The sequence below is a fragment of the Streptomyces sp. NPDC005791 genome, assembly GCF_042871485.1.
Lineage (GTDB): Bacteria > Actinomycetota > Actinomycetes > Streptomycetales > Streptomycetaceae > Streptomyces.
In genome coordinates this window covers 100,873-125,223 of record NZ_JBIAIP010000003.1, presented here as the reverse complement: position 1 = coordinate 125,223, position 24,351 = coordinate 100,873, and the positions used below count along the sequence as shown (strand labels likewise).

Here is a 24,351-nt window from a genome sequence, read left to right as displayed (position 1 = left end):
GATCAGGCTCCCTTGCCGGTACCGGCGGCGGCGGCGAAGGGATCGCCGTGCACGTACCGGCCGAGTGCGGTGAGGGGGAAGACCTGCCGGTACAGGTGGTAGTTGATGGAGAAGTCCCAGGGGAACCCGGTCCCGGTGAAATGCGGCTCGTCCCAGGAACCGTCGGCCTGCTGGGTCTCCGCGAGCCAGGTGACTCCTCGCTCCACGGACCTGCTCTCCCGCTCCCCCGCGGCCAGGAGGGCGAGAAGCGCCCAAGCGGTCTGGGAAGCGGTGGAGGTTCCGTGGCCGATCCACTTCTCCTCCCGGTAGGAGCGCAGGTCCTCCCCCCAGCCTCCGTCGTCGTTCTGGACGGAGTACAGCCAGTCGACGGCCCGCCGCACCGAGGGGTGCGTCGACGGCAGCCCTGCCGCGATCAGCGCGGGCACCACGGAGCCGGTCCCGTAGATGTAGTTGACGCCCCACCGGCCGAACCACGCACCGCTCGCCTCTTGTTCGGCGAGCAGCCACTCGATGCCCCGGCGGGTGCGGGGATGCCGCGCCCGGCCCTCGACGGCCAGCATCTCCACGACATGTCCGGTGACATCGGCGGACGGCGGGTCGATGACCTCACCGAAGTCGCAGAACGGCAGCCGGTTGGGGAACGGGCTGGTGTTGTCCGCGTCGAAGGCTCCCCAGGCCCCGTTGCGTGACTGCATGCCGAGGTTCCAGCGCACCCCGCGTTCGATGGCCGCCTCGACCCTGGCGGGGTCGGGGTGGCGGACGCGACGCAGCGCCAGGACGACTTCGGCGGTGTCGTCGATGTCCGGATAGTTACTGTTGTGGAACTCGAACGCCCAGCCACCCGGAGCCAGTTCTGGCTTACGAACGGACCAGTCGCCGGGCCGCACGATCTCCTCGCCGAGCATCCAGTCGGCCGCTCGCACCAGCGCCGGATGGTCGGGGCTCACCCCCGCGTCGGCGAGCGCGATGGTCGCGAGGCAGGTGTCCCAGACCGGGGACTGACAGGCCTCGACCATGCGGGAGCCGTCCTCACGCCACACGGCGAACCGGTCGAGCGATTCCAGCCCGGCCCGCATGACCGGGTGGTCGAGGTCGTAGCCGAGCAGATGCAGAGCGATGACGGAGTACACCGCGGGTGGCTGGATGCCGCCCCAGCAGCCGTCGTTCTCCTGGCGTTCGATGATCCAGTGGGCGGCGGCGTTCATCGCGACGCGCCGCAGTCCGCGCGGGGCGACTTTGTGGTAGAGGTGCAGCGCCTTGTCGAGCCGCTGGAAGAGACCGTCCCAACTGGCTGCGGGAGCAGCGGCCTTGGGCGGATTCGGGCATGCCGGGTCGGTGTGCAGTTCGTCCAGGGTGAACGGGGCGGGTCGTACGGGCCGCTTCGCGGACACGATGGTGAGCGGCACGATGGTCTGGCGGGCCCAGCAGCCGAAGTCGTAGATGTTGAGCGGGACCCACTTCGGGAAGAACATCAGCTCCGGCGGGAGTTCCGGGAGGTCGTCCCACTTCCACCAGCCGAAGAGCGCGAGCCAGATGCGGGTGAAAACCCGGGACTCCGCGATGCCGCCCTGTTCCCTGACCCAGCCGGCCGCGCGGATCATATGGGGGTCGTCCGGCCGGTCTCCGGCCAGCCTCAGGGCGACGTACGCCTCGATGGTGGCGGAGAGGTCGGGCGGGCCCTCGTAGAAGGTGTTCCAGGTGCCGTCGCCGAGCTGCTCGCCCCGGATGAAGCGGGCCGCGGCCTTGACGGTGTCGGGGTCCTGGATTCCCAGGAACTGCCGGAGCAGCAGGTCCTCCGCGTCCATGGTGACGTTGGTGGCGAGGTCACCCTTCCACCAGCCCTGCGCGTCCTGTCGGCCGAGGAGGTGCTCCACCGAGCGTTCCGCGGCCTGCCGCGCGACGACGAACGTGTCGTGTGCGGTGTCGGTTGATTCGGTCGGATCGCTGGTCGAGGCTGCGCGGAGGTTCGCGGCCCCGGTGCTTCCGTCGGTCGTCGCTGTCATGGCTTCCCCTTCGTGCAGTTTGGTCCTCTGCTGTGCTGGGGTCTCCGTCGGCGGGCGCCCCGTGGGGCGCCCGTCGGCGACTGCGAGTCATATCTGGATGGTGATCATCTCTTTCGTACGACCACGAAGTCGGCGAGCTCGGTGAGCTGCGCCCGCACTCGTTCCGGCATGTCGACGCCGTGCAGCGCCTCGATGGCTACCGCGTGCTGACGGCGGGCTTCCTGGGCGGTCCACTCGCGGCCGCCCGCCTCCTCGATGAGTGCCGCACGCGCGGCGAACTCCTCTTCGGAGAAGCTGTCGAAGTCGCTGCTCTTGGCGTCGGCGGAGAGCAGTTCGCCCAGACGCTCCGAGGCCGGTCCGCCCGCGGCGAGCGCGGCCACGACGGGCAGGGACTTCTTGCGCTGGCGCAGATCGCTCCAGGTCTGCTTGCCCGTGGACTCCGGGTCGCCCCAGATCCCGAGCAGGTCGTCGACCGCCTGGAAGGCGAGGCCGAGGTGGTAGCCGTACGCCTCCAGGATGTCGGCGGTACGGTCGTCGGCTCCGCCGAGTACGGCGCCGATGGACACGGCGCAGGCGAGCAGGGCGCCCGTCTTGTTGCCCTCCATCTCCAGGCACTCCTCGACGGTGACCCGCTCGCGGTGCTCGTAGGAGATGTCCTGGGCCTGACCGTCGATCAGCTTGCGGCTGGCGGTGGTCAGCCGGCGGGCCGCCCGGCCGGCCTCGACGGTGCCGAGCTCCAGCAGGATCTCGTTGGCCAGGGCGAAGAGCGCGTCGCCGACGAGGATCGCCTGGGCGGGGCCGTGCACCTTCCATACGGTGTCGCGGTGACGGCGCTGCTCGTCGCCGTCCATCAGGTCGTCATGCAGCAACGAGAAGTTGTGCACGAGTTCGACGGCCACGGCTCCGGGGATACCGGCTTCCGCCCGGGCCCCCGCCGCCTCCGCGGACAGCAGGGCCAGTGCGGGACGCACGGCCTTGCCTCCGTCGCCGTCGGCCGGTCGGCCCTGGGCATCGATCCAGCCGAAGTGATAGGCCGCGACGGTGTTCATGGGCGGCGCCAGCCGGTCCACGGCAGCTCGCAGCACCGGCGCTGACAGGGCCCTTCCGCGCTCCAGAAGCGCGGTGACGTCCGTGGGGTCCGCCACGGTGTCGTAAGCCGGATTCGCCGGGGTCACAGACTCTCCTCTTGTTCCGGTGGTCATGCTCATGCCGCCTCCTGCAGCGGATGTTCCTGTGTCCGGCCGAGGGCTCGGAGCGCGGCGTCAGCGGCGCTGCGGCCGCTGCGGACGGCGCCCTCCATCGTGGCGGGCCAGCCGGTGGCGGTCCAGGCGCCCGCCAGGTACAGCCCGGGGGCGCGGGTGTGCGTGCCCGGCCTCAGGCGGCCCACGCCAGGCGTCGGTGCGAAGGTCGCGGTGCGCTCCCGTGTGACGAAGAAGTCGCGGATCCCGGCTCCTCGCGACGCCGGGAGGAGCCGCTCCAGCTCAGGCAGATAACGCTTGCGCAGTTCGGCGACGGGTAGGTCGATCTCGTCCTGCGCCGCGGACTGGGACACCGCGAGGTACTGCCCGCCGCCCTGGAGGGCGGAGGACGCCGTGCGGTCGAAGACCCACTGCACGGGTGAGCCGAGTGCGGCAAAGAACGGTTTGCGCAGCACCTTGCGGTCGTACACGACGTGCACGTTCAGGATCGGCGCGTCGGTGAGGTCGAGCAGCCGGCCGGGGTCGTCGAGGGCCCCCTCGGGCAGGAGCCGGTGCGTCTCGCCCTGCGGCACGGCGAGGACGACGGTGTCCGCCTCGAAGCGTTCGCCGTCGGTCTCGACGGCCCATGAGCCGTCCTCGGCGCGGGTGAGGGAACCGGCCCGGGTACGCAGACGGACCGCCACGCCCGACGATTCGAGCGCCTTGCGGGCGAGGGTGTCGTGGAGGTCCCCGAGCGGCACGGCGGCCCACCCGATGTCGGCGGCCCCCGGTTCGGAGAGCAGCCCCGTCTTGAAGACCATGGCGGCCAGCGCCATGGAGGCGTTCGGCGCCGTCGCGTTGAGCGTGGCGACGCCGACGAGGTCCCAGAGGGCCTCGATGGTGCGCTGCGACTGCCCGTGGCGGCGGAGCCAGGCGGCGAAGTCGATGCCGTCGAGCGCGGGGTCGGCGGGGTCGAGACGGCCCAGCGCGAGTGCGGCGCGGGCTACGCCGGCCTTTTCCGCGAGCGAGAGGTGCGGGTAGGCGGCCAGCCCTCCGGCGAGGTGCAGCGGGACGGGCAGACCGGTGCGGCGCAGTCGCCCGAGCCTCGGCCCGGCGGACCGGCCCACGTCGAGCACCGGCACATCGAGGCGGTCCTGCAGCGGGGCGAGGTGGGCACCCTCGATCCGCTCCAGGAACCATCGATAACCCGTGCAGCAGCGCAGGTAGACGTGCTGGCCGTTGTCGACGGACAGGTCGCCGCGCCGGAAGGAGAAGGCGAGCCCGCCGAGCCGGGGGCGGCCCTCGAGCAGGGTCACGGCGAGGCCCGCGTCGGCGAGACGCAGCGCCGCGGTGACACCGGCGAGGCCGCCGCCGACAACCACCGCACGGGAGGGTCCAGGGCTCCGGCCGGTCATGCCTGCTCCCTTCCCAGTGCCGCCACGGACGGCGGCGTGCACCGCGTCGTCGCAGACAGGGACGCGGGGCAGCGGTCAAGGGTTGCCCGCCCGGCCGGTCGGTTCGGCCCCGTCATCAGACCCTCCCCCTGGCCGTCCGCCGTGAGATGTACCGTGCGTCGAGACCCGACAGTCCTCGCACCGCAACGTACGCCTTCTCGTGGCCGGGCAGCGAGACCCTGCCGCGAAGAACCGCCTCGGGATCGCGTTCGATCCGGTCGAGGAGACGGCGGTAGATACCGGCCATGGCGGCCACACAGGCACCGCTGCGCCGGTCCAGCATCGGCAGCAGCCGATAGCCCTCGGCGAAGAGTGCCCGGGCGCGCCGGACCTCGAAGTGCACCAGGCCCGCGAAGTCGGACCCGGGGGGCGGGGTGGCCCGGTGGAATCCGGCGGAGCATCCGAATTTGGCGAGATCGTCGGCAGGCAGATACGTACGCCCGTTGCCGGCGTCCTCGCGGACGTCACGCAGGATGTTGGTGAGCTGGAGCGCCAGACCGAGGGTGTCGGCGTACTCCGCGGCCCGTTCGGCGCCGGGAGCGCCCGCTTCCGTCCCGAAGACGCCCAGGCTGAGGCGCCCGATGGCGCCCGCGACGCACCGGCAGTACGTCTTGAGGTCGTCCCAGGTCTCGTAGGTCGCGCCGCGTACGTCCATCAGTACGCCGTCGATGAGCTCGTCGAGGCCGCCGAGCGGCAGCGGGAACCGCCGTGCGGCGTCGGCCAGGGCGACCGCGACCGGGTCGGTGTCGTCCTCGTCGACGGCGTTGTCCCGGATCCGGTCGAGCAGTGCCCGGGTGTCCTCCAGCCGGGTGTGCTTGGTCTCCGGATCCAGCTCGCCGTCGCCGATGTCGTCGACCCGACGGGAGAAGGCGTACAGCGCCGACATGGCCTGTCGCTTCTCGTACGGCAGCAGTCTGATGCCGTACGCGAAATTGCGGGCCTGCTGTCCGGTGACGGCCTCGCAGTAGCTGTACGCGGCCTGTACCGGTGCCGACATGTACGTCGTCTGTCCCTCCACGGTCCGGCTCATCCCTCTCTGTGCGCTCTTCGCAGGACGTCTCCCACTTCGCGCAGCAGTCTGGGCGCGGTGGGCTTGGGCGGTCCGGGCAGTACGTCGAAACCCGCGGCGGAGACCGCGCCGAGGGCGGCCCGCCCTCCGCCGACGAATCCGGCGAGCAGCAGCTTCAGCCGGCCCTGGACGCTGCCCACCAGGGGAACACCCTCGGCCAGCAGGTCACGGGCTCGCTCCGCCTCGAACGCGACCAGTGAGCGTACCGCCGCACCTGCGGACGGTGCCGCCAGATCCGGTTCGCCGACGTGGAAGCGGGCCATGTCCTCGGCCGGCAGATAGATCCGGTCGCGGCCGAGGTCCTCGGCGACGTCCTGGAGGTGCTCGACGATCTGCAGCGCGGTGCAGACGGCGTCGGAGCGGCGGATCCGTTCGGGGCTCGCCGTGCCGGTGATCTGCAGGACGAGGCGGCCGACGGGGTTGGCGGAGAGTTCGCAGTAGGCCAGCAGGTCGCCGTAGGTCGCGTAGCGGCGGACCTTCTGGTCCTGCCGGTTGGCCTCGACGAGCCCGAGGAAGGGATCGGGGGTGAGCGCGCAGCGCCGCACGGTGGGGCGCAGGGCGCGCATCAGGGGGTGGCGCGGGCCGTCGCCGGTGGACGCGAAGACACGGTGCAGATCGGCTTCGAGGGCGTCCAGCGTGGCGAGCCGGTCCTCGCTCTGCCCGGGTTCGAGGCCGAGGTGGCGGGCGTCGGCGCCGCCCGGCGCGAGATCGCCGTCACCGATGTCGTCGACGAGGCGGGCGAATCCGTAGACGGCCATCAGGTCGTCGCGCCAGGCGCGGGGCAGGAAGAAGGGGGCCACGGGGAAGTTCTCGTCGGCGGCCTTGTCGAGCGTGGCCGTCGCGGCGGCTTCGGCGCCGGCCCGGTGGGTCATGGTCACTGCGGACCACCCGACGCGGGGACGGCAAAACCACGTCGGAGCTGGAGATTTTCCATCATTGCCGTCATATCTCCCGTTCTACACTGCCGACCCAAAACATCCCTTTTCGGACACGCCGCTCGTCCGGCCGAGTGCGACGTGCGCACAACGGGCGATGCACCGGGGCGTATCACCCCACATGGCCGCGAATCGGCACCGTCACAGCTTACGTTGTACAGCTCACCGGGCCGCGCCGGGGTGCGGCACCTCCTCGTGCCACACGTCGGCCGGTGTCAACCTTCCCCTGATCCGGGGTACTTGACCTCATCCGCCGGGAGGAGATCCCCCCTGGGGACACCGTGAAGCCCCGCCGCGGCTCTCCGGCGGGGACCTCACACGTGACGCTACTTGCCCGTCTCCCGCTCGTATGCCTTCAGCACCTCGTCGGTGGGGCCGTCCATCAGGAGCTCGCCCTTCTCCAGCCACAGCACCCGGTCGCAGGTGTCCCTGATGGTCTTGTTGTTGTGACTGACCAGGAAGACGGTCCCCGCCTCCTTGCGCAGCTCGCGGATCCGTTCCTCGGAGCGGACCCGGAACTTACGGTCACCGGTGGCGAGCGCCTCGTCGATCATGAGGACGTCGTGGTTCTTGGCGGCCGCGATCGAGAACCGCAGCCGCGCCGCCATGCCCGAGGAGTACGTCCGCATCGGCAGTGTGATGAAGTCGCCCTTCTCGTTGATCCCGGAGAAGTCCACGATGTCCTGGTAGCGCGCACGGATCTCCTCGCGGCTCATGCCCATCGCGAGGCCGCCGAGCACGACGTTGCGCTCCCCGGTCAGGTCGCTCATCAGGGCCGCGTTGACACCGAGCAGGGACGGCTGACCGTCGGTGTACACCTTGCCGTGCTCGGTCGGCAGCAGCCCGGCGATGGCCCGCAGCAGCGTGGACTTGCCCGAGCCGTTGGTGCCGATGAGTCCGATGGCCTGGCCGCGGTAGGCGGTGAAGGACACGCCCCGCACCGCGTGCACCTTGCGCACACCACGCGGTTCGCCCTTGCCACGGCGCATGATCCGGCTCAGTGCCGCGGTGGCGCTGCCCTTGCCACCGCCCGTGCCGTTGACCCGGTACACGATGTGTACGTCGTCCGCGATCACGGTGGGGATGTGTCCCTGGGACGATTCCTCAGCCACGGCCGTACCGTTCCTCTGCCTTCCAGAAGTACACGAAGCCCGCGACGCCCACCACGAGCGCCCAGGCGAGCCCGACGGCCCAGACGTGGTCCGGCAGGTTCTCCGAGCCGTAGCCGTCGATCAGCGCGAAGCGGACCAGGTCCATGTAGATGGCCGCCGGGTTGTACTGCAGTACGTCGGCGATCCACTGCGGCTTGCCCTCGAGCATCACGGGGATGGAGAACATGACGCCGGAGCCGTACATCCAGGTACGCATGATGAACGGCATCAGCTGGGCGAGGTCGGGGGTCTTGCTGCCCAGCCGTGCCATGACCAGCGACAGGCCGGTGTTGAACACGAACTGAAGGGCCAGGGCCGGGATGATCAGCAGCCAGGACAGCCTGGGATAGCTGCCGAAGGCCACCGCCACAGCGAACAGCACGACCATGGAGTACAGAAGCTGCTGGAGCTGCTGGAGCGAGAACGAGACGGGCAGCGAGGCCCGGGGGAAGTGCAGGGCCCGGACCAGGCCGAGGTTGCCTGCGATGGACCGCACCCCGGCCATGACCGAATTCTGGGTGAAGGTGAAGACGAAGACCCCGGTCACCAGGAACGGGACGAAGACCTCATGACTCATCCCCCTGCTCGTGCCGAGGATCAGGCCGAAGATCAGGAAGTAGACAAGGGCGTTCAGCAGCGGCGTGGCCACCTGCCACAGCTGGCCGAGCTTGGCCTGGCTGTACTGCGCGGTCAGCTTCGCCCTCGAGAACGCCAGGATGAAATGCCGGCGGCCCCAGAGCTGCCGGATGTAGGCGAACAGTCCGGGCCGGGCGCCGCTCACCGTCAAGCCGTACTTGTCGGCCAGCTGGGACGCGTTGAGCCCCTGGTCGGCGGACGGCGGGCTGCTCAGCGCAATCCCGCCGTCGTGGGTCGTGTCACTCACAGTTAAGAACTCTCGTCTTCACGATGCGCAGCCGGTCGCGGTCTCGGCCAAGGCGGACAGGTACCCGTACGGAATGAATACGGCTCATGGTCTCAGAGGCAGAAGCCTCTCAGATCACCGGTGGCCGTCCCAGTCTGGTCAGCCGCCATACCGTACGCCACCTCATCGGGCGCCGGGGTCCGCAGGGGGTGGTCCAGCCTTCGCGGAAGCCACCGAACCAGGCCTTGAGGGCCGGGAGCGAGGGGCGCCGGACCAAGGTGAGGAGCAGCCAGACGCCGACGTATACGGGTACCAGCGGGGCGGGCAGGTTCCGGCGGGCCAGCCAGACGCGGTTGCGGGCCACCATGCGGTGGTAGACCGCGTGCCGCGAGGGGGCCGTGGTGGGGTGGTTGAGCACCATGTCCGCGCGGTACTCGATGTTCCAGCCGGCGTCCAGGGCCCGCCAGGCGAGGTCCGTCTCCTCGTGCGCGTAGAAGAACTCGCCGGGGAGCGGACCGGCCTCGGCGATCACCTGGCTCCGTACGGCGTTCGCGCCGCCGAGGAACGTCGTGACTCGGGAGGAGCGCATCGGGTCGGAGGCACGCAGCCGGGGCACGTGCCGCCGCTGGGTGACGCCGGTGTCCGGGTCCGCGATGCGGAAGGTGACGATGCCGAGCTTCGGGTCGGCCTCGAACGCCTGCCGGCAGAGCTCGGCGGTGTCGGTGTTCGGCAGGTGCCCGTCGTCATCCAGGAAGAGCAGGGCGTCCACATCGGCTCCGGACGGGCCGAACGCCTCGATCCCGACGTTACGGCCGCCCGGGATACCCAGGTTCTCGGGCAGTTCGACGGTCCGTACGCCCGGAGGGACGTCGGGGACCGGGGCGCCGTTGCCGACGACGACCACCTCGATCCGGTCGCCGTCCTGATGGGCGACCGAATCGAGAAGGGCGCGCAGTTCGTCGGGGCGGTTGCCCATGGTGATGATGACCGCGCCGAGTTTCATGGGTGAGCTCACTTCAGCCTGCTGGACGCCAGGATCGACACCAGGTGCAGGATGGTCTGGAGAAGGGCGATGCCGGCGAAGACCGCGATCGCGAGGCGGCTGAAGAACAGGTCGTCCCGGACCACGTCGAGGACGGCCACCACGAGGATGACCAGCGACGCCTCGATACCGAGGATCAGCCGGTGGAACTTCAGCGCGCCGGCGGCACGTCGGGCCAACGCCATACCGGAGGAGCGCGGCTCGGAAGCGGCCTCCTTGACCGGCGGCAGCCCGCCCTGGTGGCGCGCGACGCCGACGAGGTCGGTCTCGGCCTTGATCAGGATGGCGCCGAGCGCGGCGAGAGTGCCCAGGAAGGCCCAGAGCCAGTCGATGCGTCCCGGACCCCACAGGTCGGCGGCACGCAGGCCGAAGCCGACCAGCACCGCCGCGTCGCACAGGTACGCGGCCACCCGGTCGAGGTAGACCCCGGCCAGCGAGTACTGCTTCTTCCAGCGGGCCACCTCGCCGTCGACGCAGTCGAACAGCAGGTAGAGCTGGACCGCCAGGACACCGAGCAGGGCGCCCGGGATGCCCGGGACCAGCAGGGCGGGCGCCGCGAGCGCGCCGGCGACGGTCATCACGTAGGTCAGCTGGTTGGGCGTGACCTTGGTGTTCACCAGGCGCCGGGTGATGCGCAGCGAGACCTCGCGCATGTAGAGCCGCCCCGCCCAGTGCTCGCCACTGCGCCGGTCCTTCACACCCGGAGGGTGCACGACCGGACGGAGTTCAGCTATGGATGGCTTTTGCATAGTCGGCGTACGCGTCCCTGATCTGGTCGATGGACAAGTTGAGGTGTTCCAGGATCGTGAAGCGCCCCGGGCGCGTCTGCGGGGCGTAGTCCACGGCCCGCACGAATTCGTCGGCGGTGAAGCCGATCTCGTCGGGCAGCACCGGGAGCCCGTGACGCCGCAGCACGGAGGCCATGTGCAGCGACTCCTCGTGCGCGCCCCGCAGGTGCATGGCGAAGCAGGCGCCGAGGCCGACCTGCTCGCCGTGGCTGGCCGCGCGCTTCGGGTACAGCAGGTCGAAGGCGTGACTGATCTCATGACAGGCGCCGGACGACGGCCGCGTGTCCCCACTGATCGAGATCGCGATCCCGGAGAGCACCAGCGACTCGGCCAGGACGGTGAGGAACTTGTCGTCGGCCACGGTCCCGGGGTGACGCAGAACGGCTTCGCCGGCCGTACGGGCCATCGCGGCGGCCAGTCCGTCCACCTGCTCGGCATTGACCTCGTGCGAGAGCTCCCAGTCGGCGATCGCCGAGATGTTGGAGATCGCGTCACCGATGCCGGAACGCACGAAGCGGACCGGGGCCCGGCGGATGACGGAGAGATCGATGACCATCGCGATCGGCGTCGGCACGCCGTAGGAGCCGCGCCCGTTGTCGTTGTCCAGCGTCGCCACCGGCGAGCACAGACCGTCGTGGGCGAGGTTCGTGGCGACGGACACCAGAGGCAGGCCGACCCGGGCCGCGGCGTACTTCGCCACGTCGATGATCTTGCCGCCGCCGAGGCCGACCACGGCGTCGTACCGCTTGCCCTTGATGTCGTCGGCGAGCTTCACGGCGGAGTCGATGCTGCCGCCGGCCACGCAGTACCAGTCGGCGCCGGGCAGGAAGGGCGAGAGCTTCTCGCGCAGTGCCTGCCCCGAGCCGCCGCTTATGGCGACGGCGAGCCTGCCGGAGTTGGAGATCCGCTGGTCGGCGAGGAGACCGGCCAGATCGTCCATCGCGCCGCGCCGGATGTCGACGACGACCGGGGACGGGATGAGGCGGGTCAGTACAGGCACGCGATCTCCCTGCCCCTGGCGAGGTCGTCGTGGTTGTCGATCTCGACCCACGTCACCTCGCCGATGGGCGCGACGTCGACCGTGAAGCCACGGTTCACGAGCTCCTGGTAGCCGTCCTCGTAGTACAGGTCGGGGTCGCGCTCGAAGGTGGCCTTCAAGGCGTCGGCGAGCTCCTCGGCGGCGTCGGACTCGATGAGCGTGACGCCGATGTACTCTCCGGTCGCTGTGGCCGGGTCCATCAGCTTGGTGATCCGCCGGACGCCCTTGTCGCCCTCCGTGATGACCTTCATCTCCTCGTCCGCGAGGGACTTCACCGTGTCGAGGGCGAGGATGATCTTCTGGCCCCTGCCGCGTGCGTCCAGGAGCGTCTTCTCGACGGAGACCGGGTGCACGGTGTCGCCGTTGGCGAGGATGACGCCCTTCTTCAGGACCTCACGCGCGCACCAGAGGGAGTAGGCGTTGTTCCACTCCTCGGCCTTGTCGTTGTCGATGAGCGTCAGCGTCACGCCGTACTTCGCCTCGAACTCGGCCTGGCGGGCGTAGACCGCCTCCTTGCGGTAGCCGACGACGACCGCGACCTCGGTCAGTCCGACCTCCGCGAAGTTGGCCAGCGTCAGGTCCAGGACCGTCTTCTCACCGTCCACCGGCACCAGGGCCTTGGGCAGGGTGTCCGTGTACGGACGCAGACGGCGTCCGGCACCGGCAGCCAGTACGAGGCCGATCATGCGAGTTCTCCTTCGTCGTGTACGGCGGGGGCCGAGGAGGACACCCAGAAGCGGATGGACTCCACGAGCACCACCAGAGCCACGGCGGCCGCGAGTGCGGTCAGAGCCGTGGTGAAACCTGAACCGTGGGTCAGTACGGCGGCGAGAACGGCCACGACCAGCGTCCGGCCCTCGTGCCCGCCGATGGTGCGCACCAGCCACTGGGGCGGCGCTCCGGTGCCGCCCCGGATGCGGTACACCGTGTCGTAGTGATGGTAGGCGACGGCCGAAACCAGGCCGAATGCGGCGGGAACGGCGTGCGGTACATCACTGCGGGCGGCCAGTACCAGGATCGTGCAGTACTCGGCGGCACGGAAGACCGGCGGGACGAGCCAGTCGAGCGCGCCCTTGAGCGGCCGCGAGACGGCGAGTCCGGAGACGGCCGCGTACGCCGCCGCGGCGCCCACGGTCAGCCAGCCGCCGTAGGGGGCGAACAGTGCCGCGGCGACCATGACCAGCGCTCCGACGAGTGCCAGGAACGGGGCCGTGAAGCCGCCGCCGGGACGCCGCAGCACGGCGGCGACGGCCTGGGCCGGCGGACCGGAGTCGGCGAGGTCGGCCAGTGCTCCGGCCGCGCGGTCGGTGCGCTGCGCCTTGCGGGTCAGCGAGCGGAGCAGCCGGCCGGCCGTCGTGTAGCAGGCGGCCAGGGCGCAGCCGATGAGCAGGGCGTAGAAGACGATCCGGGGTGTCGTCACGGCGGTGAGCACGGCGATCATGGCCCAGCGTTCGCCGATGGGCAGCACTATCATCCGGCGCAGCCAGACCGTCCAGCCGACACTGTCGAGCTTGTCGGAGAGCGCGGCGGTGGGGCTCGTGTTGGACACCGCGTCGTGGTTGGCCTCGTTGAACGAGAAGTCGACGACATGGCGGCATGCCTGGAGGACCATCGCGCCGAGTGCGAGGACCCAGACGTCGTCACCGCCGCGGGCGGCGCCGAGGGCGAGGCCCGCGTAGTACGCGTACTCCTTGGCCCGGTCGAAGGTGGCGTCCAGCCAGGCGCCCATCGTCGAGTACTGCAGCGAGTAGCGGGCGAGCTGCCCGTCGGTGCAGTCCAGGACGAAGGAGAGCAGCAGGAGCACTCCGGCCGCGACGTAACCGCCGCGGGTGCCGGTCGCCGCGCAGCCGGCCGCGATCAGCGCGGTGATCAGCGAGGCGGTGGTGACCTGGTTCGGGGTGAGGTTGCGACGGGCGCACCAGCGGGCGATGTAGCGGGAGTACGGGCTGATGAAGTACGTGGTGAAGAAGCCGTCGTGGGCCTTCACCGCGCTGCGCAGCCGTACGGCCTCGTCATCGACGGCGGCCACGGCGGCCCCCGCGGCGGTCCGCTCGTCGGGCTCGGTGGGTACCGCGGCCGTGAGTGAACCGAGCTCGGGGCGTTGCACGGCGGTGCCCTCGGCGTCCAGGGCCACGGCCAGCCGGCCCGGCACCGTGCGGTCCTCGGCGACGGGTGCCGCGCCGGGCGCGACGGGGCTCCCGGCGCCGACGGCGGCCACGGCCCTACGTAGGGCGCGGAGCAGGGCGGGGCGGGCCTCGGGCTGCGCGGTGAGCGCTCCGGGGATCGACGCGGCGGCGAAGCGGGGGTCGGTGAGTCCGAGCCTGAGGGCGTGGACATGGCCGACGAAGCGGGGGTCCACGAGCGCGACGCGCTGGCTCGCGGGGACTGCGGCGAGCAGCTCGGCGGCCTCGGAGGCGTCGGCTGCGGCAGTCACGTCAAAGCCGAGTGACCGCAGATCGTCCTCGAGCGACGACCCGGGTACCGGCGCACCGGTGAGAATGGCGGTCGACAGACGAACTCACTCCTTGGTGCTGACGGGAACGGCACGACATGCGGCCCGTACGGGGCCGACGGCACGTCGGCTGAGGCTATCGGATGAACGGAAGACCGAGTTCACCGGCCGTTTGTGCTCCGTTCGGGCGAATCGGCCATCATGCGGCGCCGTTCACGATCATCATTGTCGATCAATGCCTCGAGCCACAAACCGCGTCCGGGAAACGCATAAGCTGCCTGCATGACGTGGTTGATCACAGGCGGGGCCGGTTACATCGGGGCACATGTGGCACAGGCCATGACAGGGGCCGGGGAACGGGTCGTCGTGCTCGACGACATCTCGACGGGTATCGAGGAGCGGCTGCCCGCGGACGTGACGCTGGTGCGGGGTTCGGCCGCGGACCGCGCGGTGCTCGACCGGGTCCTGGCGGAGCACGCCGTCACGGGTGTGGTGCATCTCGCTGCGAAGAAGCAGGTCGGTGAGTCCGTCGAGAAGCCGCTGCTCTACTACCGGGAGAACGTGACCGGGCTCGCCGTGCTGCTGGAGGCCGTGGTCGCGGCCGGCGTGCGGCGCTTCCTCTTCTCCTCGTCGGCGGCGGTGTACGGCGTCCCCGACGTGGAGTTCATCACGGAGGAGACGCCGTGCGCGCCGATCAACCCGTACGGCGAGACCAAGCTCGCAGGGGAGTGGCTGGTGCGCGCGACGGGCCGGGCCCACGGCATCTCGACGGCCTGCCTGCGGTACTTCAACGTGGCGGGGGCCACAGAGCCGGGGCTGGCGGACACGGGAGTCTTCAACGTCGTACCGATGTTCTTCGACCGGCTCACACGGGGCGAGGCGCCGCGGATCTTCGGTGACGACTATCCGACACCGGACGGTACCTGTGTGCGCGACTACATCCATGTCGCCGACCTGGCGGACGCGCACCTCGCCGTCGCCCGGCATCTGGACACGCATCCGGACGGCGGGGACCTCACCGTGAACATCGGCCGGGGTGAGGGCGTGTCGGTGCGCCGGCTGGCCGAACTGGTGGGTGAGGTCACCGGGCTGCGCACGGAGCCCTTGGTCGAGCCGCGCAGGCCGGGTGACGCCGCGCAGGCGGTCGCGTCGGCCGCCCGGATGACCGGGGAGCTGGGCTGGACGGCGCACCGCGGCATGCGCGAGATGGTGGAGTCCGCCTGGGAGGGCTGGTGCCTGCGCCACCCGGAGGCCCGCTCCGCCGCACAGTGAGAGCCGGCACGCGCGCACGGCTCTGACCTGCACTCGTTTCCGCAGGTCAGAGCACATGACAACGGCTTTCAGTACCGTGTTGCCCGCTCCCCCTCCCCCGTAGTTCACTGGCCGCACCGGGCGCGGTTCGTCCGGTCGGACCGAGGCATACAGAGATACGACGGGTTGGCGGAGGCGTTGGCATGGGGGCTGGCCACGATCACGGGCATGTGCACGGAGGCCCGCTTCCGACGGGAACGGCCGCCGCCGCGTACCGGGGCCGGCTCCGGATCGCCCTGGGCATCACGCTCGGCGTCATGGTCATGGAGATCGTCGGAGGGCTGCTCGCCAACTCGCTCGCCCTGATCGCGGACGCGGCCCATATGGCGACCGACGCGCTGGGGCTGGGCATGGCCCTGCTGGCCATCCACTTCGCCAACAGGCCCGCGGGCCCCAACCGCACCTTCGGTTACGCCCGTGCCGAGATCCTCGCCGCACTGGCCAACTGTCTGCTGCTCCTCGGTGTCGGGGGGTATCTGGTCTTCGAGGCCGTCGACCGCTTCGTCAGCCCGGCGGAGACCAGGGGCGGCCTGGCCGTCGCGTTCGCCGCCGTCGGCCTGGTGGCCAACGTGGTCTCCCTGTCCCTGCTGATGCGCGGGCAGCGGGAGAGCCTCAATGTGCGGGGCGCCTATCTCGAGGTCGTCGCGGACACTCTGGGCTCGGTGACGGTGATCGTCTCCGCGGGCATCATCATGGCCACCGGCTGGCAGGCGGCCGACCCCGCGGCCTCACTGCTGATCGGCCTCATGATCGTCCCTCGGACGGTGAAGCTCCTCCGGGAGACGCTCGACGTGCTGTTGGAGTCGGCGCCCAAGGGGGTCGACATGGACGAGGTGCGTGCCCACATCACGGCCCTGCCCGGCGTTCTGGACGTCCACGACCTGCATGCCTGGACGATCACCTCGGGCATGCCCGTCCTGTCCGCCCATGTGGTCGTGCAGCAGGAGATGCTGGATTCGATCGGTCACGAGAAGCTCCTGCACGAACTGCAGGGCTGCCTCGGCCACCACTTCGACGTCGAACACTGCACCTTTCAGCTGGAGCCCAGCGGGCACGCCGAGCACGAGGCCAGGCTCTGCCACTGAAACAGCGGGCGCCCGGGGGCGTCCGCTGCTAGGGTCTGCGTCGATGTCTCCGGGACCGGAGACCGGTGACGAGTGAAGGCGTTGAGTTCGATGACTGTCGCGACGGCGGCTGCCCTGCGCAGCGAACAGTCCATCCTCATCTCCCGGGTCACCGGCTGACCGCTCGGCATTCCGCACGCGGCGTCGGCCGGGGCCCTGTCACAAAGGGTTTCCTGCCTTGACCGACCACATGTTCCACGCTTTCTTCGAACTGCACCACCGGCTGCCCCGGCAGAGCCCCGGCTCCGACGCCACGACGCGACGGCTGCTCGCCATGGCGGGCTCGCTGCCGGACCGCCCGCGCGTCCTGGACCTGGGCTGCGGCCCGGGCAGGGCGGCCCTCCTGCTCGCCGCCGAGGCGGGCGCGCAGGTCACGGCCGTCGATCTGCACCAGCCCTTCCTCGACGAGCTCACCGAGGCCGCCGAGGCGCGCGGGCTCGGTGACCGGATCCGTACCGTCCGGGCGGACATGGCCGATCTCGTCGGGCCCGGCTTCGCCGACGGGTCCTACGACCTGGTCTGGGCCGAGGGTTCCGTGTACGTCATCGGGTTCGACACCGCGCTGCGGGACTGGCGGCGGCTGCTCGCCCCCGGCGGCACGATGGTGATCACCGAATGCGTCTGGACCACCGGCTCCCCGTCTGCCGGGGCACGCGCCTTCTGGGACCCGCAGGCCTCGCTGCGGCCCGTCGCGGAGAACACCGCCGCGGCCGTGGAGGCGGGCTGCCACGTCCTCGGCGTCATGCTCCAGCCCGACAGCGACTGGGACGAGTACTACGTCCCGCTGACGGACCGGGTCTCCGCGGCGGATCCGTCGGCCCCCGGCATGCCGGAGGCGCTGGCCGCCACCCGCGAGGAGCTGGAGGTGCGCCGCCGCCACGGGTCGGAGTACGGCTACGCCGGCTATGTGCTGCGCCCCTTCGATCCCCGCTGGCCGGCCCGCCCCGAGACGGCCGCCGACCACGACGCGGTGCACGGGGTGGTGTCGGCCGCCTTCCCGACCCGGGCCGAGGCAGATCTGGTCGACACGCTGCGCACGGACCCCGGCGCGTGGCTGCCCGGCCTGTCGTACGTGGCCGAGGCCCCGGACGGCTCCGTCGCGGCCCACGCCCTGCTGACGCGGTGCCGGGTCGGGGACGTCCCGGCGCTCGCGCTGGCCCCGGTGTCCACCGCGCCGGACCACCAGCGCGCGGGCGCCGGGAAGGCTGTGGTCCGGGCGGTGCTGGACGCCGCACGGCTGCGCGGGGAACCACTCGTCCTGGTGCTCGGACACCCGGAGTACTACCCGGTCTTCGGTTTCGAGCCGGCGTCGCGGTTCGGGATCAGGCCGGGCTTCGGGGTGCCCGACGAGGCGATGATGGCGCTGGTCCTCGATGATTCCGTGCCGGTGCCCGAGGGAGTGATCCACTACCCGGCGGCCTTCGGGGTCTGACGGGGTGCCCCCTCCGCACCGCCCCGCCCTCCGGGGCGGTGCGGGAGGGACATGCCAGCACCCGCAGTGCGGACAAGCGGCTTTTGTACGGCAGACTTGACCGCACTCGAGGGGTCCGGCGCACGAGGCCGGGTACCAAAGCGAAGGATGGGTATGCCGACCACACCAGCCACCGCGGCGCACAGCTCGTCGAACGGCACAGCAGACGCGATCATGCTCGAACTGGTCGACGAGAACGGCACCACCATCGGCACCGCGGAGAAGCTCGCCGCTCACCAGGCTCCGGGCCAGCTGCACCGGGCGTTCTCCGTCTTCCTCTTCGACGAGCAGGGGCGGCTGCTGCTGCAGCGCCGCGCGCTCGGCAAGTACCACTCCCCCGGCGTGTGGTCGAACACCTGCTGCGGGCACCCCTACCCGGGAGAGGCTCCGTTCGCGGCGGCCGCCCGGCGGACGTACGAGGAGCTGGGGGTCTCGCCCTCACTGCTCGCCGCGGCGGGCACGGTCCGTTACAACCACCCCGATCCGGCTTCGGGCCTGGTGGAGCAGGAATTCAACCACTTGTTCGTCGGCATGGTGCAGGAGCGCCTGCGGCCGGACGAGGAGGAGGTCGGCGAGACGGCGTTCGTGACCGCGGGCGAGCTCGCGGAGCGGCACGCCGCCGCGCCGTTCTCGGCGTGGTTCATGACCGTGCTGGATGCCGCGCGGCCCGCGATCAGGGAGCTGACGGGGTCGTCCGCGGGCTGGTGAAGGCCGCCGCGCAGGGGCGGTCAGAGCTGCGTCTTCAGGGGCAGCGCCGCCCAGATGATCTTTCCGCCGCCCGCAGTGTGCTCGACGTCGCAGGTGCCGCCTGCCTCCGTGGTGATCTCCCGCACCAGGAGCAGCCCCCGGCCGCCGGTCTGCGCGTAGTCGGTGACCAGCGCCGTCGGGCGGTAGGGATGGTTGTCCTCGACGGCGACCCTGATCCACTCCGCCCCGACGGCCACCTCGACCGCCAGCTCGGGGGAGAGCAGCGCCGCGTGCCGGACCGCGTTGGTGACCAGCTCCGACACGATCAGCAGCAGCCCTTGGAGGATGTCGTCCTCGAGGGGTACGCCCTGACGCTCGAGCAGGTCACGCACGGCGTGCCGTGCCTGCGGCACCGAGACGTCGACGGCGGGGGCGGTGAAGCGCCACACCCCCTCGTACGACACGGGATCGGCCGGAACTCTCCCACGGCTCTCCATGGACCGCCACCCGCTCTCGACTCGCATGCCACTGGCCATCGGGTAATGAGTGTCGGGAAGAGTGTGGTCCGGATCGCGGCACTGACCACAAGTGGTCACGTCCGGACGTGATATGACCGGGTGAGTATGACGGCGTCAGGTGATTGGACTGCTTCTCACCTTCTTCGGGCGTCATCTGGTCCGTCAGCAGGCTGACGACCCGTCGCCCGCCCACGCCGATCGCGATCAGCCCGAGTCCGTCGACCAGCACCAGCAGGACGCCGAGCAGGGCGAGCCCGCCGAAGCTCCTGCAGAGTTACCTGCCCCCCGGTCGTGGGCCAGGCCGTCGACAGCTCCTCACGGTGCGTGCATGCTTCATGGCCCCTTCTTGGTCATAGGTTCGCGCCGTGCGGATAGCATCCGCCGCATGGACCTCAGGGAGCAGGCGGCCAGGACGGAACCCGGGCTGGAGCACGCGGTCGTGGAGGGCGTCGCCACCGTCGTCATCAGCAACCCCGCCAAGCGCAATGCGATGACCGCCGACATGTGGCAGGCGCTGCCCGTACTGCTGGAGAAGCTGGCGGCCGATCCCGGCGTACGCGTCCTCGTGCTCACCGGCGCGGGTGACACCTTCTGCGCAGGCGCGGACATCGCCTCCCTCCAGAACCCCGGAGGGAGGCCGCAGGCGCTCGCCGTCCGGGCCGAGGAGGCCCTGGCGGCGTTCCCCCGGCCGACGCTGGCCGCCGTACGCGGCTACTGCGTGGGCGGCGGCAGCCAGCTCGCGGCCGCCTGCGATCTGCGGTTCGCCGAGGAGGGTGCTTCCTTCGGCATCACCCCGGCCAAGCTCGGGATCGTCTACCCCTCGTCCTCGACGCGCCGACTGGTCGCGCTGGTCGGGCCGGCCGCCGCGAAGTTCCTGCTGTTCTCCGGGGAGCTGATCGGCACGGAACGGGCGCTGCGCACCGGGCTGGTGGACGAGGTCCTACCGGAGGGCGGGCTCGATGAGCGGGTGCACGCGTTCACACGGATCCTGGCGTCCCGTTCGCAGCTGACCCAGGCCGCGGCGAAGGAGTTCGCCGACGGCCGCGAGGACCGGGACGCCTACTGGGCGGGACAGGCAGGCGGCAGTGGCGACACCGCCGAGGGGGTCACCGCCTTCCTGGAGCGCCGCACTCCGTGCTTCGGCTACACGACGGAACCGGGCCCTGTCGCGCCTGCGTCGGGATGAACCGGCTCTCGGCCCGCCACTTCCCGGCCAGGGCCGCCGAGGCCTTCTCCGGTGCCCCGCGTCGTAGGGCGGCCGGGGCGGGACGACGGCGGTCCGCGCGGACGGTCCTTTCGCGGAAGGTCTCATGGGATGACGGGCTGGGTGCGGAATCGGCGCCGGTGTTGCGCGGGCGCCGTCCCGAGGGCTCCGACGACGGTACGGGGCGCATCGCCCGAGGGCTGCCGCCCCGGGACTACCCCACGTACCAACCAGTCGGTAACGTGCGGGCATGAGTACTCTTCCCCCGCGTGCCGGACGCCGCTGCCACAACGCGCTCAACCCGCTGCATTCCTGTGTCTACTTCTCCCCCGACCTCGGCAAGGAGTTCGGGGAGCTCGGCATCGACGACGAGAGCCGGGTCTACTTCGCCGCGCGCGGCGCGGCTCTCGGCGCGGCCGGGGCGGGTACGGTCACCGCCACCTTCTACAACTTCAACCACGGGCTGGTGGTCCGCCATCTGCCCGCCGTCTGGTCGGAGATCACCCCGCAGGCGGCGCTCGACGCCCGCCTGCGGGCCGCCGACTCGACGCTCCGCCGGGTGCTCGGCGAGGAGGCCCTCGCCTCCCCTGAGATGGCGGAGGCGGCCGGGCTGGCCCTGCGCGCCGCCGAGGCCTGCACCCGCCACGCCCGCCCGCTGTACGCCGCGCACGCGGACCTGGACGTGCCGGACGAGCCGCACCTGGCGTACTGGCACGCGGCGACACTGCTGCGTGAGCACCGCGGGGACGGGCACCTGGCCGCGCTGCTGACGGCCGGCCTCGATCCGCTCGAGGCTCTGGTCAGCCATACCGCCACCGGCAAGGGCATGGCGCCGCGCTGGATCCTCGCCACCCGTGGCTGGCGGCGCGCGGACTGGGACTCGGCGGTGGAGCGCCTGCGTGGCCGCGGTGTGCTGGACACGGCGGGCGAGCTGACCGACGCGGGCACGGCACTCAGGGCGGAGCTGGAGGAGGCGACGGACCGCATGGACGCCGCACCGTACGAGCACCTGGGCGCAGCCGGTGTGGAGCGGCTCACCGAGCTGGGTCGCGGATTCCTGTTCGCTGCGGCCTCCGCCGGGGCGTTCCCCGACGATCTGGTCGGCAAGGGCTGAGCCCGGACACGTTTACGACGGGTGGAACCGGCCAGGCGGTAGTCACACCCTACGAAGGAGGCACACCATGTTCCGTGCGATCGCAAACGCTCTGAGCACCGTCGGATCGGCCGTGGCCACCGTGGTGACTCTGCCCTTCCGGCTCCTGGCAGGACTTTTCGGTGGCGCATCGCGCAGCGGCAGGACCCGGCGCGCCTGACCGCACCGTTGGAGAGGATGTCGGGGCCGTGATCGACCAGGTCACGCGACACGGCCCCCGGCCACCCGGCACAATGCAGGCGAAGGGGACCACCCGGGTGTGGACCACCCCAGTGGCACAGCCAGCACAGCCAGTACGAGAAGGCGAGTCGGGAAAACCGTGACGACGTCCATCGAAGGCAGGATCGCCGAGGAGCTCGGCGTACGTGAGCGTCAGGTGAAGGCGGCCGTCGACTTGCTCGACGGCGGGTCGACCGTGCCGTTCATCGCGCGCTACCGCAAGGAAGCGACCGAGATGCTCGACGATGCGCAACTGCGCACGCTCGAGGAGCGGCTGCGATATCTGCGGGAACTCGAGGACCGCCGCTCGGCGGTCCTCGATTCCGTACGGGAACAGGGCAAGCTCGACACCGCCCTGGAGGCGCGGATCCGGGCGGCCGACACCAAGGCGCGGCTGGAGGACATCTACCTCCCTTTCAAGCCGAAGCGCCGGACGAAGGCGCAGATCGCGCGCGAGGCGGGCCTGGAGCCCCTGGCCGACGGGCTGCTCGGCGACCCGTCCGTGGAGCCGCTCGCGGCGGCCGCGGCGTTCGTCGACACCGAGAAGGGTGTGGCGGACCCCGCGGCGGCGCTGGAAGGTGCCCGGGCGATCCTGACCGAGCGCTTCTCGGAGGATGCCGATCTGACCGGTGAACTGCGCGAACGCATGTGGTCGCGCGGCAGGGCCGTCGCGAAGGTACGGGACGGCAAGGAGGAGGCGGGCGCGAAGTTCGCCGACTACTTCGACTTCTCCGAGCCGTTCACCGCGCTGCCCTCGCACCGGATTCTCGCGATGCTCCGGGGTGAGAAGGAGGACGTGCTCGATCTGGTCCTGGAGCCGGAGGAGCCGTCGCAGCAGCCGGGCCCCTCATCGTACGAGAACATGATCGCCCGCCGGTTCGGCGTGGCGGACCGGGGCCGCCCCGGGGACAAATGGCTGGGTGACACGGTCCGCTGGGCCTGGCGGACCCGGATCCTCGTGCATCTCGGGATCGACCTGCGGCTCCGGCTGCGTACCGCGGCGGAGGACGAGGCCGTACGCGTCTTCGCCTCGAACCTGCGCGATCTGCTGCTCGCCGCGCCGGCCGGTACCCGGGCGACTCTGGGGCTCGACCCGGGTTTCCGGACGGGGGTGAAGGTCGCCGTCGTGGACGCGACGGGCAAGGTCGTCGCGACGGACGTCATCCATCCGCATGTGCCGGCGAACAAGTGGGACCAGGCACTGACCACGCTGGAGCGTCTCGCCAAGGAGCACCAGGTCGATCTGATCGCGATCGGCAACGGTACGGCCTCCCGCGAGACCGACAAGCTCGCGGGTGAACTGTGCGACAGGCACCCGGAGCTGAAGCTCACCAAGGTGATGGTCTCGGAGGCGGGCGCCTCCGTGTACTCCGCTTCGGCCTTCGCCTCGCAGGAACTCCCGGACATGGACGTGTCGTTGCGCGGCGCGGTCTCGATCGCGCGTCGGCTGCAGGACCCGCTGGCCGAGCTGGTGAAGATCGACCCGAAGTCGATCGGCGTCGGCCAGTACCAGCACGACCTGTCCGAGGTGAAGCTGTCACGCTCCCTGGACGCGGTCGTCGAGGACTGTGTCAACGGCGTCGGGGTCGACGTCAACACCGCGTCGGCGCCGCTGCTCTCACGGGTGTCCGGCATCGGATCCGGGCTGGCCGAGAACATCGTGGCCCACCGGGACGCGAACGGCCCGTTCCGCTCCCGCCGTGCGCTGAAGGACGTGGCGCGGCTGGGCCCCAAGGCGTACGAGCAGTGCGCGGGCTTTCTCCGGATCCGGGGTGGCGACGACCCCCTGGACGCGTCGAGCGTGCATCCCGAGGCCTACCCCGTGGTGCGGACGATGGTGAAGCGGACGGGCGGCGACGTCGCCTCGCTGGTCGGCAACACGGACGTCCTGCGCTCGCTTCGGCCTGATGACTTCGTGAACGAGAAGTTCGGTCTGCCGACGGTGACGGACATCCTGAGGGAGCTGGAGAAGCCGGGCCGCGACCCGCGTCCGGCCTTCCGGACGGCCACGTTCAAGGAGGGTGTCGAGAAGCTCGGTGACCTGGCCCCCGGGATGGTGCTCGAGGGCGTCGTCACGAACGTGGCGGCGTTCGGCGCGTTCGTGGACGTCGGCGTCCACCAGGACGGTCTCGTCCATGTGTCGGCGATGTCGCGGACGTTCGTCAAGGAACCGAGGGATGTCGTGAAGCCTGGCGACATCGTGAAGGTGAAGGTCATGGACGTCGACATCCCGCGCAAGCGGGTCTCGCTGTCGCTGCGTCTGGACGACGAGGTCGGGGCGGCCCAGGGCGGCGGGCAGGGGCCCGGGCGCGAGAAGAGCGGGCAGGGGCAGGGTGGCGGCGGAGAGCGCCCGCCACGTCAGCGACAGGGCCAGGGCCAGGGGCAACGTCAGGGGCAGGGCGGTGGCCAGGGGGCCCGTCAGGCCAGCGGCCAGGGCCGTGACCGGCGCGGGGGCGGCGCCCAGGGTGGCGCGCGTCCGGCGGCCGCGCCGGCCAACAGCGCGATGGCGGACGCGTTGCGGCGTGCCGGGCTGAGCGGTTCCGACTCGGGCGGCCGCAAGCGCTGATCCCGGACCATGGCGGACGGGCGGGCAGGAGGCTTCTCCTGCCCGCCCGTCGCTGTATCTGATCGTTCGTCCCGTTGTATTGACCGCGCCCTGCACGTGACGTACGGTCACGGCGATTCATGTAC

The 24,351-nt window shown here is 70.9% G+C and carries 21 protein-coding genes; 8 read left to right on the top strand and 13 right to left on the bottom strand.

Annotated features, from left to right (window positions below; all coding sequences use genetic code 11):
- Nucleotides 1-2 precede the first annotated feature (2 nt).
- The 12 genes from shc to ACFYSH_RS07675 form a co-directional block, all read right to left on the bottom strand.
- A complete protein-coding gene (gene shc / locus ACFYSH_RS07730; RefSeq protein ID WP_388751363.1) occupies nt 3-2,003 on the bottom strand; it encodes a squalene--hopene cyclase in 2,001 nt (666 codons plus the stop codon).
- 104 nt (nt 2,004-2,107) lie between these two features.
- Entirely contained in the window at nt 2,108-3,211 is a 1,104-nt protein-coding gene (locus ACFYSH_RS07725) for a polyprenyl synthetase family protein (RefSeq protein ID WP_359464985.1), read from the bottom strand.
- Nucleotides 3,208-4,596, bottom strand: coding sequence for a hydroxysqualene dehydroxylase HpnE (hpnE, locus tag ACFYSH_RS07720; RefSeq protein ID WP_388751361.1), 1,389 nt, complete (start codon nt 4,594-4,596; stop codon nt 3,208-3,210). The genes ACFYSH_RS07725 and hpnE overlap by 4 nt, the downstream gene beginning before the upstream one ends.
- Nucleotides 4,597-4,711: 115 nt before the next feature.
- Nucleotides 4,712-5,665 carry a presqualene diphosphate synthase HpnD gene (hpnD, locus tag ACFYSH_RS07715; RefSeq protein ID WP_359464980.1) on the bottom strand — a complete coding sequence of 318 codons (954 nt, stop codon included), beginning with the start codon at nt 5,663-5,665 and terminating at the stop codon, nt 4,712-4,714.
- Nucleotides 5,662-6,576: a squalene synthase HpnC gene (gene hpnC, locus ACFYSH_RS07710; protein WP_359465248.1), complete on the bottom strand. Its 915-nt coding sequence runs from the start codon at nt 6,574-6,576 to the stop codon at nt 5,662-5,664. Before hpnC ends, hpnD begins: the two co-directional genes overlap by 4 nt.
- 389 nt (nt 6,577-6,965) lie before the next feature.
- Entirely contained in the window at nt 6,966-7,751 is a 786-nt protein-coding gene (locus tag ACFYSH_RS07705; RefSeq protein ID WP_359464976.1) for an ABC transporter ATP-binding protein, read from the bottom strand.
- On the bottom strand, nt 7,744-8,673 hold the full coding sequence (locus ACFYSH_RS07700) for an ABC transporter permease (protein WP_359464974.1): 930 nt from the start codon (nt 8,671-8,673) through the stop codon (nt 7,744-7,746). Before ACFYSH_RS07700 ends, ACFYSH_RS07705 begins: the two co-directional genes overlap by 8 nt.
- 109 nt (nt 8,674-8,782) lie before the next feature.
- Nucleotides 8,783-9,655, bottom strand: a complete 873-nt coding sequence (locus ACFYSH_RS07695) for a glycosyltransferase (protein WP_359464971.1) — start codon at nt 9,653-9,655, stop codon at nt 8,783-8,785.
- Between the two features lie 8 nt (nt 9,656-9,663).
- Nucleotides 9,664-10,443, bottom strand: a complete 780-nt coding sequence (locus ACFYSH_RS07690; protein WP_359464968.1) for a CDP-alcohol phosphatidyltransferase family protein — start codon at nt 10,441-10,443, stop codon at nt 9,664-9,666.
- On the bottom strand, nt 10,421-11,482 hold the full coding sequence (locus ACFYSH_RS07685) for an iron-containing alcohol dehydrogenase family protein (RefSeq protein WP_359464966.1): 1,062 nt from the start codon (nt 11,480-11,482) through the stop codon (nt 10,421-10,423). Before ACFYSH_RS07685 ends, ACFYSH_RS07690 begins: the two co-directional genes overlap by 23 nt.
- On the bottom strand, nt 11,470-12,207 hold the full coding sequence (locus ACFYSH_RS07680; RefSeq protein WP_388751357.1) for a sugar phosphate nucleotidyltransferase: 738 nt from the start codon (nt 12,205-12,207) through the stop codon (nt 11,470-11,472). The genes ACFYSH_RS07685 and ACFYSH_RS07680 overlap by 13 nt, the downstream gene beginning before the upstream one ends.
- Complete coding sequence (locus tag ACFYSH_RS07675; protein ID WP_388751355.1) at nt 12,204-13,955, bottom strand: DUF5941 domain-containing protein; 1,752 nt, start codon at nt 13,953-13,955, stop codon at nt 12,204-12,206. The genes ACFYSH_RS07680 and ACFYSH_RS07675 overlap by 4 nt, the downstream gene beginning before the upstream one ends.
- A gap of 300 nt (nt 13,956-14,255) precedes the next feature.
- On the opposite strand from ACFYSH_RS07675, the gene galE reads away from it, so the two are divergent.
- From galE to idi, 4 genes are all read left to right on the top strand, one after another.
- On the top strand, nt 14,256-15,245 hold the full coding sequence (gene galE / locus ACFYSH_RS07670) for a UDP-glucose 4-epimerase GalE (protein WP_359464958.1): 990 nt from the start codon (nt 14,256-14,258) through the stop codon (nt 15,243-15,245).
- Nucleotides 15,246-15,427: 182 nt separating this feature from the next.
- Nucleotides 15,428-16,369: a cation diffusion facilitator family transporter gene (locus tag ACFYSH_RS07665; RefSeq protein ID WP_359464956.1), complete on the top strand. Its 942-nt coding sequence runs from the start codon at nt 15,428-15,430 to the stop codon at nt 16,367-16,369.
- A gap of 229 nt (nt 16,370-16,598) precedes the next feature.
- On the top strand, nt 16,599-17,840 hold the full coding sequence (locus tag ACFYSH_RS07660) for a GNAT family N-acetyltransferase (RefSeq protein ID WP_388751650.1): 1,242 nt from the start codon (nt 16,599-16,601) through the stop codon (nt 17,838-17,840).
- Between the two features lie 153 nt (nt 17,841-17,993).
- Nucleotides 17,994-18,587, top strand: coding sequence for an isopentenyl-diphosphate Delta-isomerase (gene idi, locus ACFYSH_RS07655; RefSeq protein WP_359464954.1), 594 nt, complete (start codon nt 17,994-17,996; stop codon nt 18,585-18,587).
- Between the two features lie 20 nt (nt 18,588-18,607).
- Here idi and ACFYSH_RS07650 read toward each other — a convergent pair whose 3' ends face one another.
- Nucleotides 18,608-19,063, bottom strand: coding sequence for an ATP-binding protein (locus ACFYSH_RS07650; RefSeq protein ID WP_359464952.1), 456 nt, complete (start codon nt 19,061-19,063; stop codon nt 18,608-18,610).
- A 406-nt stretch (nt 19,064-19,469) separates the two neighbouring features.
- On the opposite strand from ACFYSH_RS07650, the gene ACFYSH_RS07645 reads away from it, so the two are divergent.
- From ACFYSH_RS07645 to ACFYSH_RS07630, 4 genes are all read left to right on the top strand, one after another.
- Nucleotides 19,470-20,270 (top strand): enoyl-CoA hydratase/isomerase family protein, encoded by an 801-nt coding sequence (locus ACFYSH_RS07645; protein ID WP_388751352.1) that lies wholly within the window; start codon nt 19,470-19,472, stop codon nt 20,268-20,270.
- 268 nt (nt 20,271-20,538) lie between these two features.
- Complete coding sequence (locus tag ACFYSH_RS07640; protein ID WP_388751350.1) at nt 20,539-21,402, top strand: hypothetical protein; 864 nt, start codon at nt 20,539-20,541, stop codon at nt 21,400-21,402.
- A gap of 67 nt (nt 21,403-21,469) precedes the next feature.
- Nucleotides 21,470-21,601: an LPFR motif small protein gene (locus ACFYSH_RS07635; protein WP_274383015.1), complete on the top strand. Its 132-nt coding sequence runs from the start codon at nt 21,470-21,472 to the stop codon at nt 21,599-21,601.
- 159 nt (nt 21,602-21,760) lie between these two features.
- Nucleotides 21,761-24,226 (top strand): Tex family protein, encoded by a 2,466-nt coding sequence (locus ACFYSH_RS07630; RefSeq protein ID WP_359464942.1) that lies wholly within the window; start codon nt 21,761-21,763, stop codon nt 24,224-24,226.
- Nucleotides 24,227-24,351: the final 125 nt, after the last annotated feature.

What these genes read in the sequence shown, in the direction of transcription:
- shc (WP_388751363.1), bottom strand. Translation starts at nt 2,003, where the DNA reads ATGACAGCGACGACCGACGGAAGCACCGGGGCCGCGAACCTCCGCGCA.
- ACFYSH_RS07725 (WP_359464985.1), bottom strand. Translation starts at nt 3,211, where the DNA reads ATGAGCATGACCACCGGAACAAGAGGAGAGTCTGTGACCCCGGCGAAT.
- hpnE (WP_388751361.1), bottom strand. Translation starts at nt 4,596, where the DNA reads ATGACCGGCCGGAGCCCTGGACCCTCCCGTGCGGTGGTTGTCGGCGGC.
- hpnD (WP_359464980.1), bottom strand. Translation starts at nt 5,665, where the DNA reads ATGAGCCGGACCGTGGAGGGACAGACGACGTACATGTCGGCACCGGTA.
- hpnC (WP_359465248.1), bottom strand. Translation starts at nt 6,576, where the DNA reads ATGACCCACCGGGCCGGCGCCGAAGCCGCCGCGACGGCCACGCTCGAC.
- ACFYSH_RS07695 (WP_359464971.1), bottom strand. Translation starts at nt 9,655, where the DNA reads ATGAAACTCGGCGCGGTCATCATCACCATGGGCAACCGCCCCGACGAA.
- ACFYSH_RS07690 (WP_359464968.1), bottom strand. Translation starts at nt 10,443, where the DNA reads ATGCAAAAGCCATCCATAGCTGAACTCCGTCCGGTCGTGCACCCTCCG.
- ACFYSH_RS07680 (WP_388751357.1), bottom strand. Translation starts at nt 12,207, where the DNA reads ATGATCGGCCTCGTACTGGCTGCCGGTGCCGGACGCCGTCTGCGTCCG.
- galE (WP_359464958.1), top strand. Translation starts at nt 14,256, where the DNA reads ATGACGTGGTTGATCACAGGCGGGGCCGGTTACATCGGGGCACATGTG.
- ACFYSH_RS07665 (WP_359464956.1), top strand. Translation starts at nt 15,428, where the DNA reads ATGGGGGCTGGCCACGATCACGGGCATGTGCACGGAGGCCCGCTTCCG.
- ACFYSH_RS07660 (WP_388751650.1), top strand. Translation starts at nt 16,599, where the DNA reads ATGTTCCACGCTTTCTTCGAACTGCACCACCGGCTGCCCCGGCAGAGC.
- idi (WP_359464954.1), top strand. Translation starts at nt 17,994, where the DNA reads ATGCCGACCACACCAGCCACCGCGGCGCACAGCTCGTCGAACGGCACA.
- ACFYSH_RS07650 (WP_359464952.1), bottom strand. Translation starts at nt 19,063, where the DNA reads ATGGAGAGCCGTGGGAGAGTTCCGGCCGATCCCGTGTCGTACGAGGGG.
- ACFYSH_RS07645 (WP_388751352.1), top strand. Translation starts at nt 19,470, where the DNA reads ATGGACCTCAGGGAGCAGGCGGCCAGGACGGAACCCGGGCTGGAGCAC.
- ACFYSH_RS07640 (WP_388751350.1), top strand. Translation starts at nt 20,539, where the DNA reads ATGAGTACTCTTCCCCCGCGTGCCGGACGCCGCTGCCACAACGCGCTC.
- ACFYSH_RS07635 (WP_274383015.1), top strand. Translation starts at nt 21,470, where the DNA reads ATGTTCCGTGCGATCGCAAACGCTCTGAGCACCGTCGGATCGGCCGTG.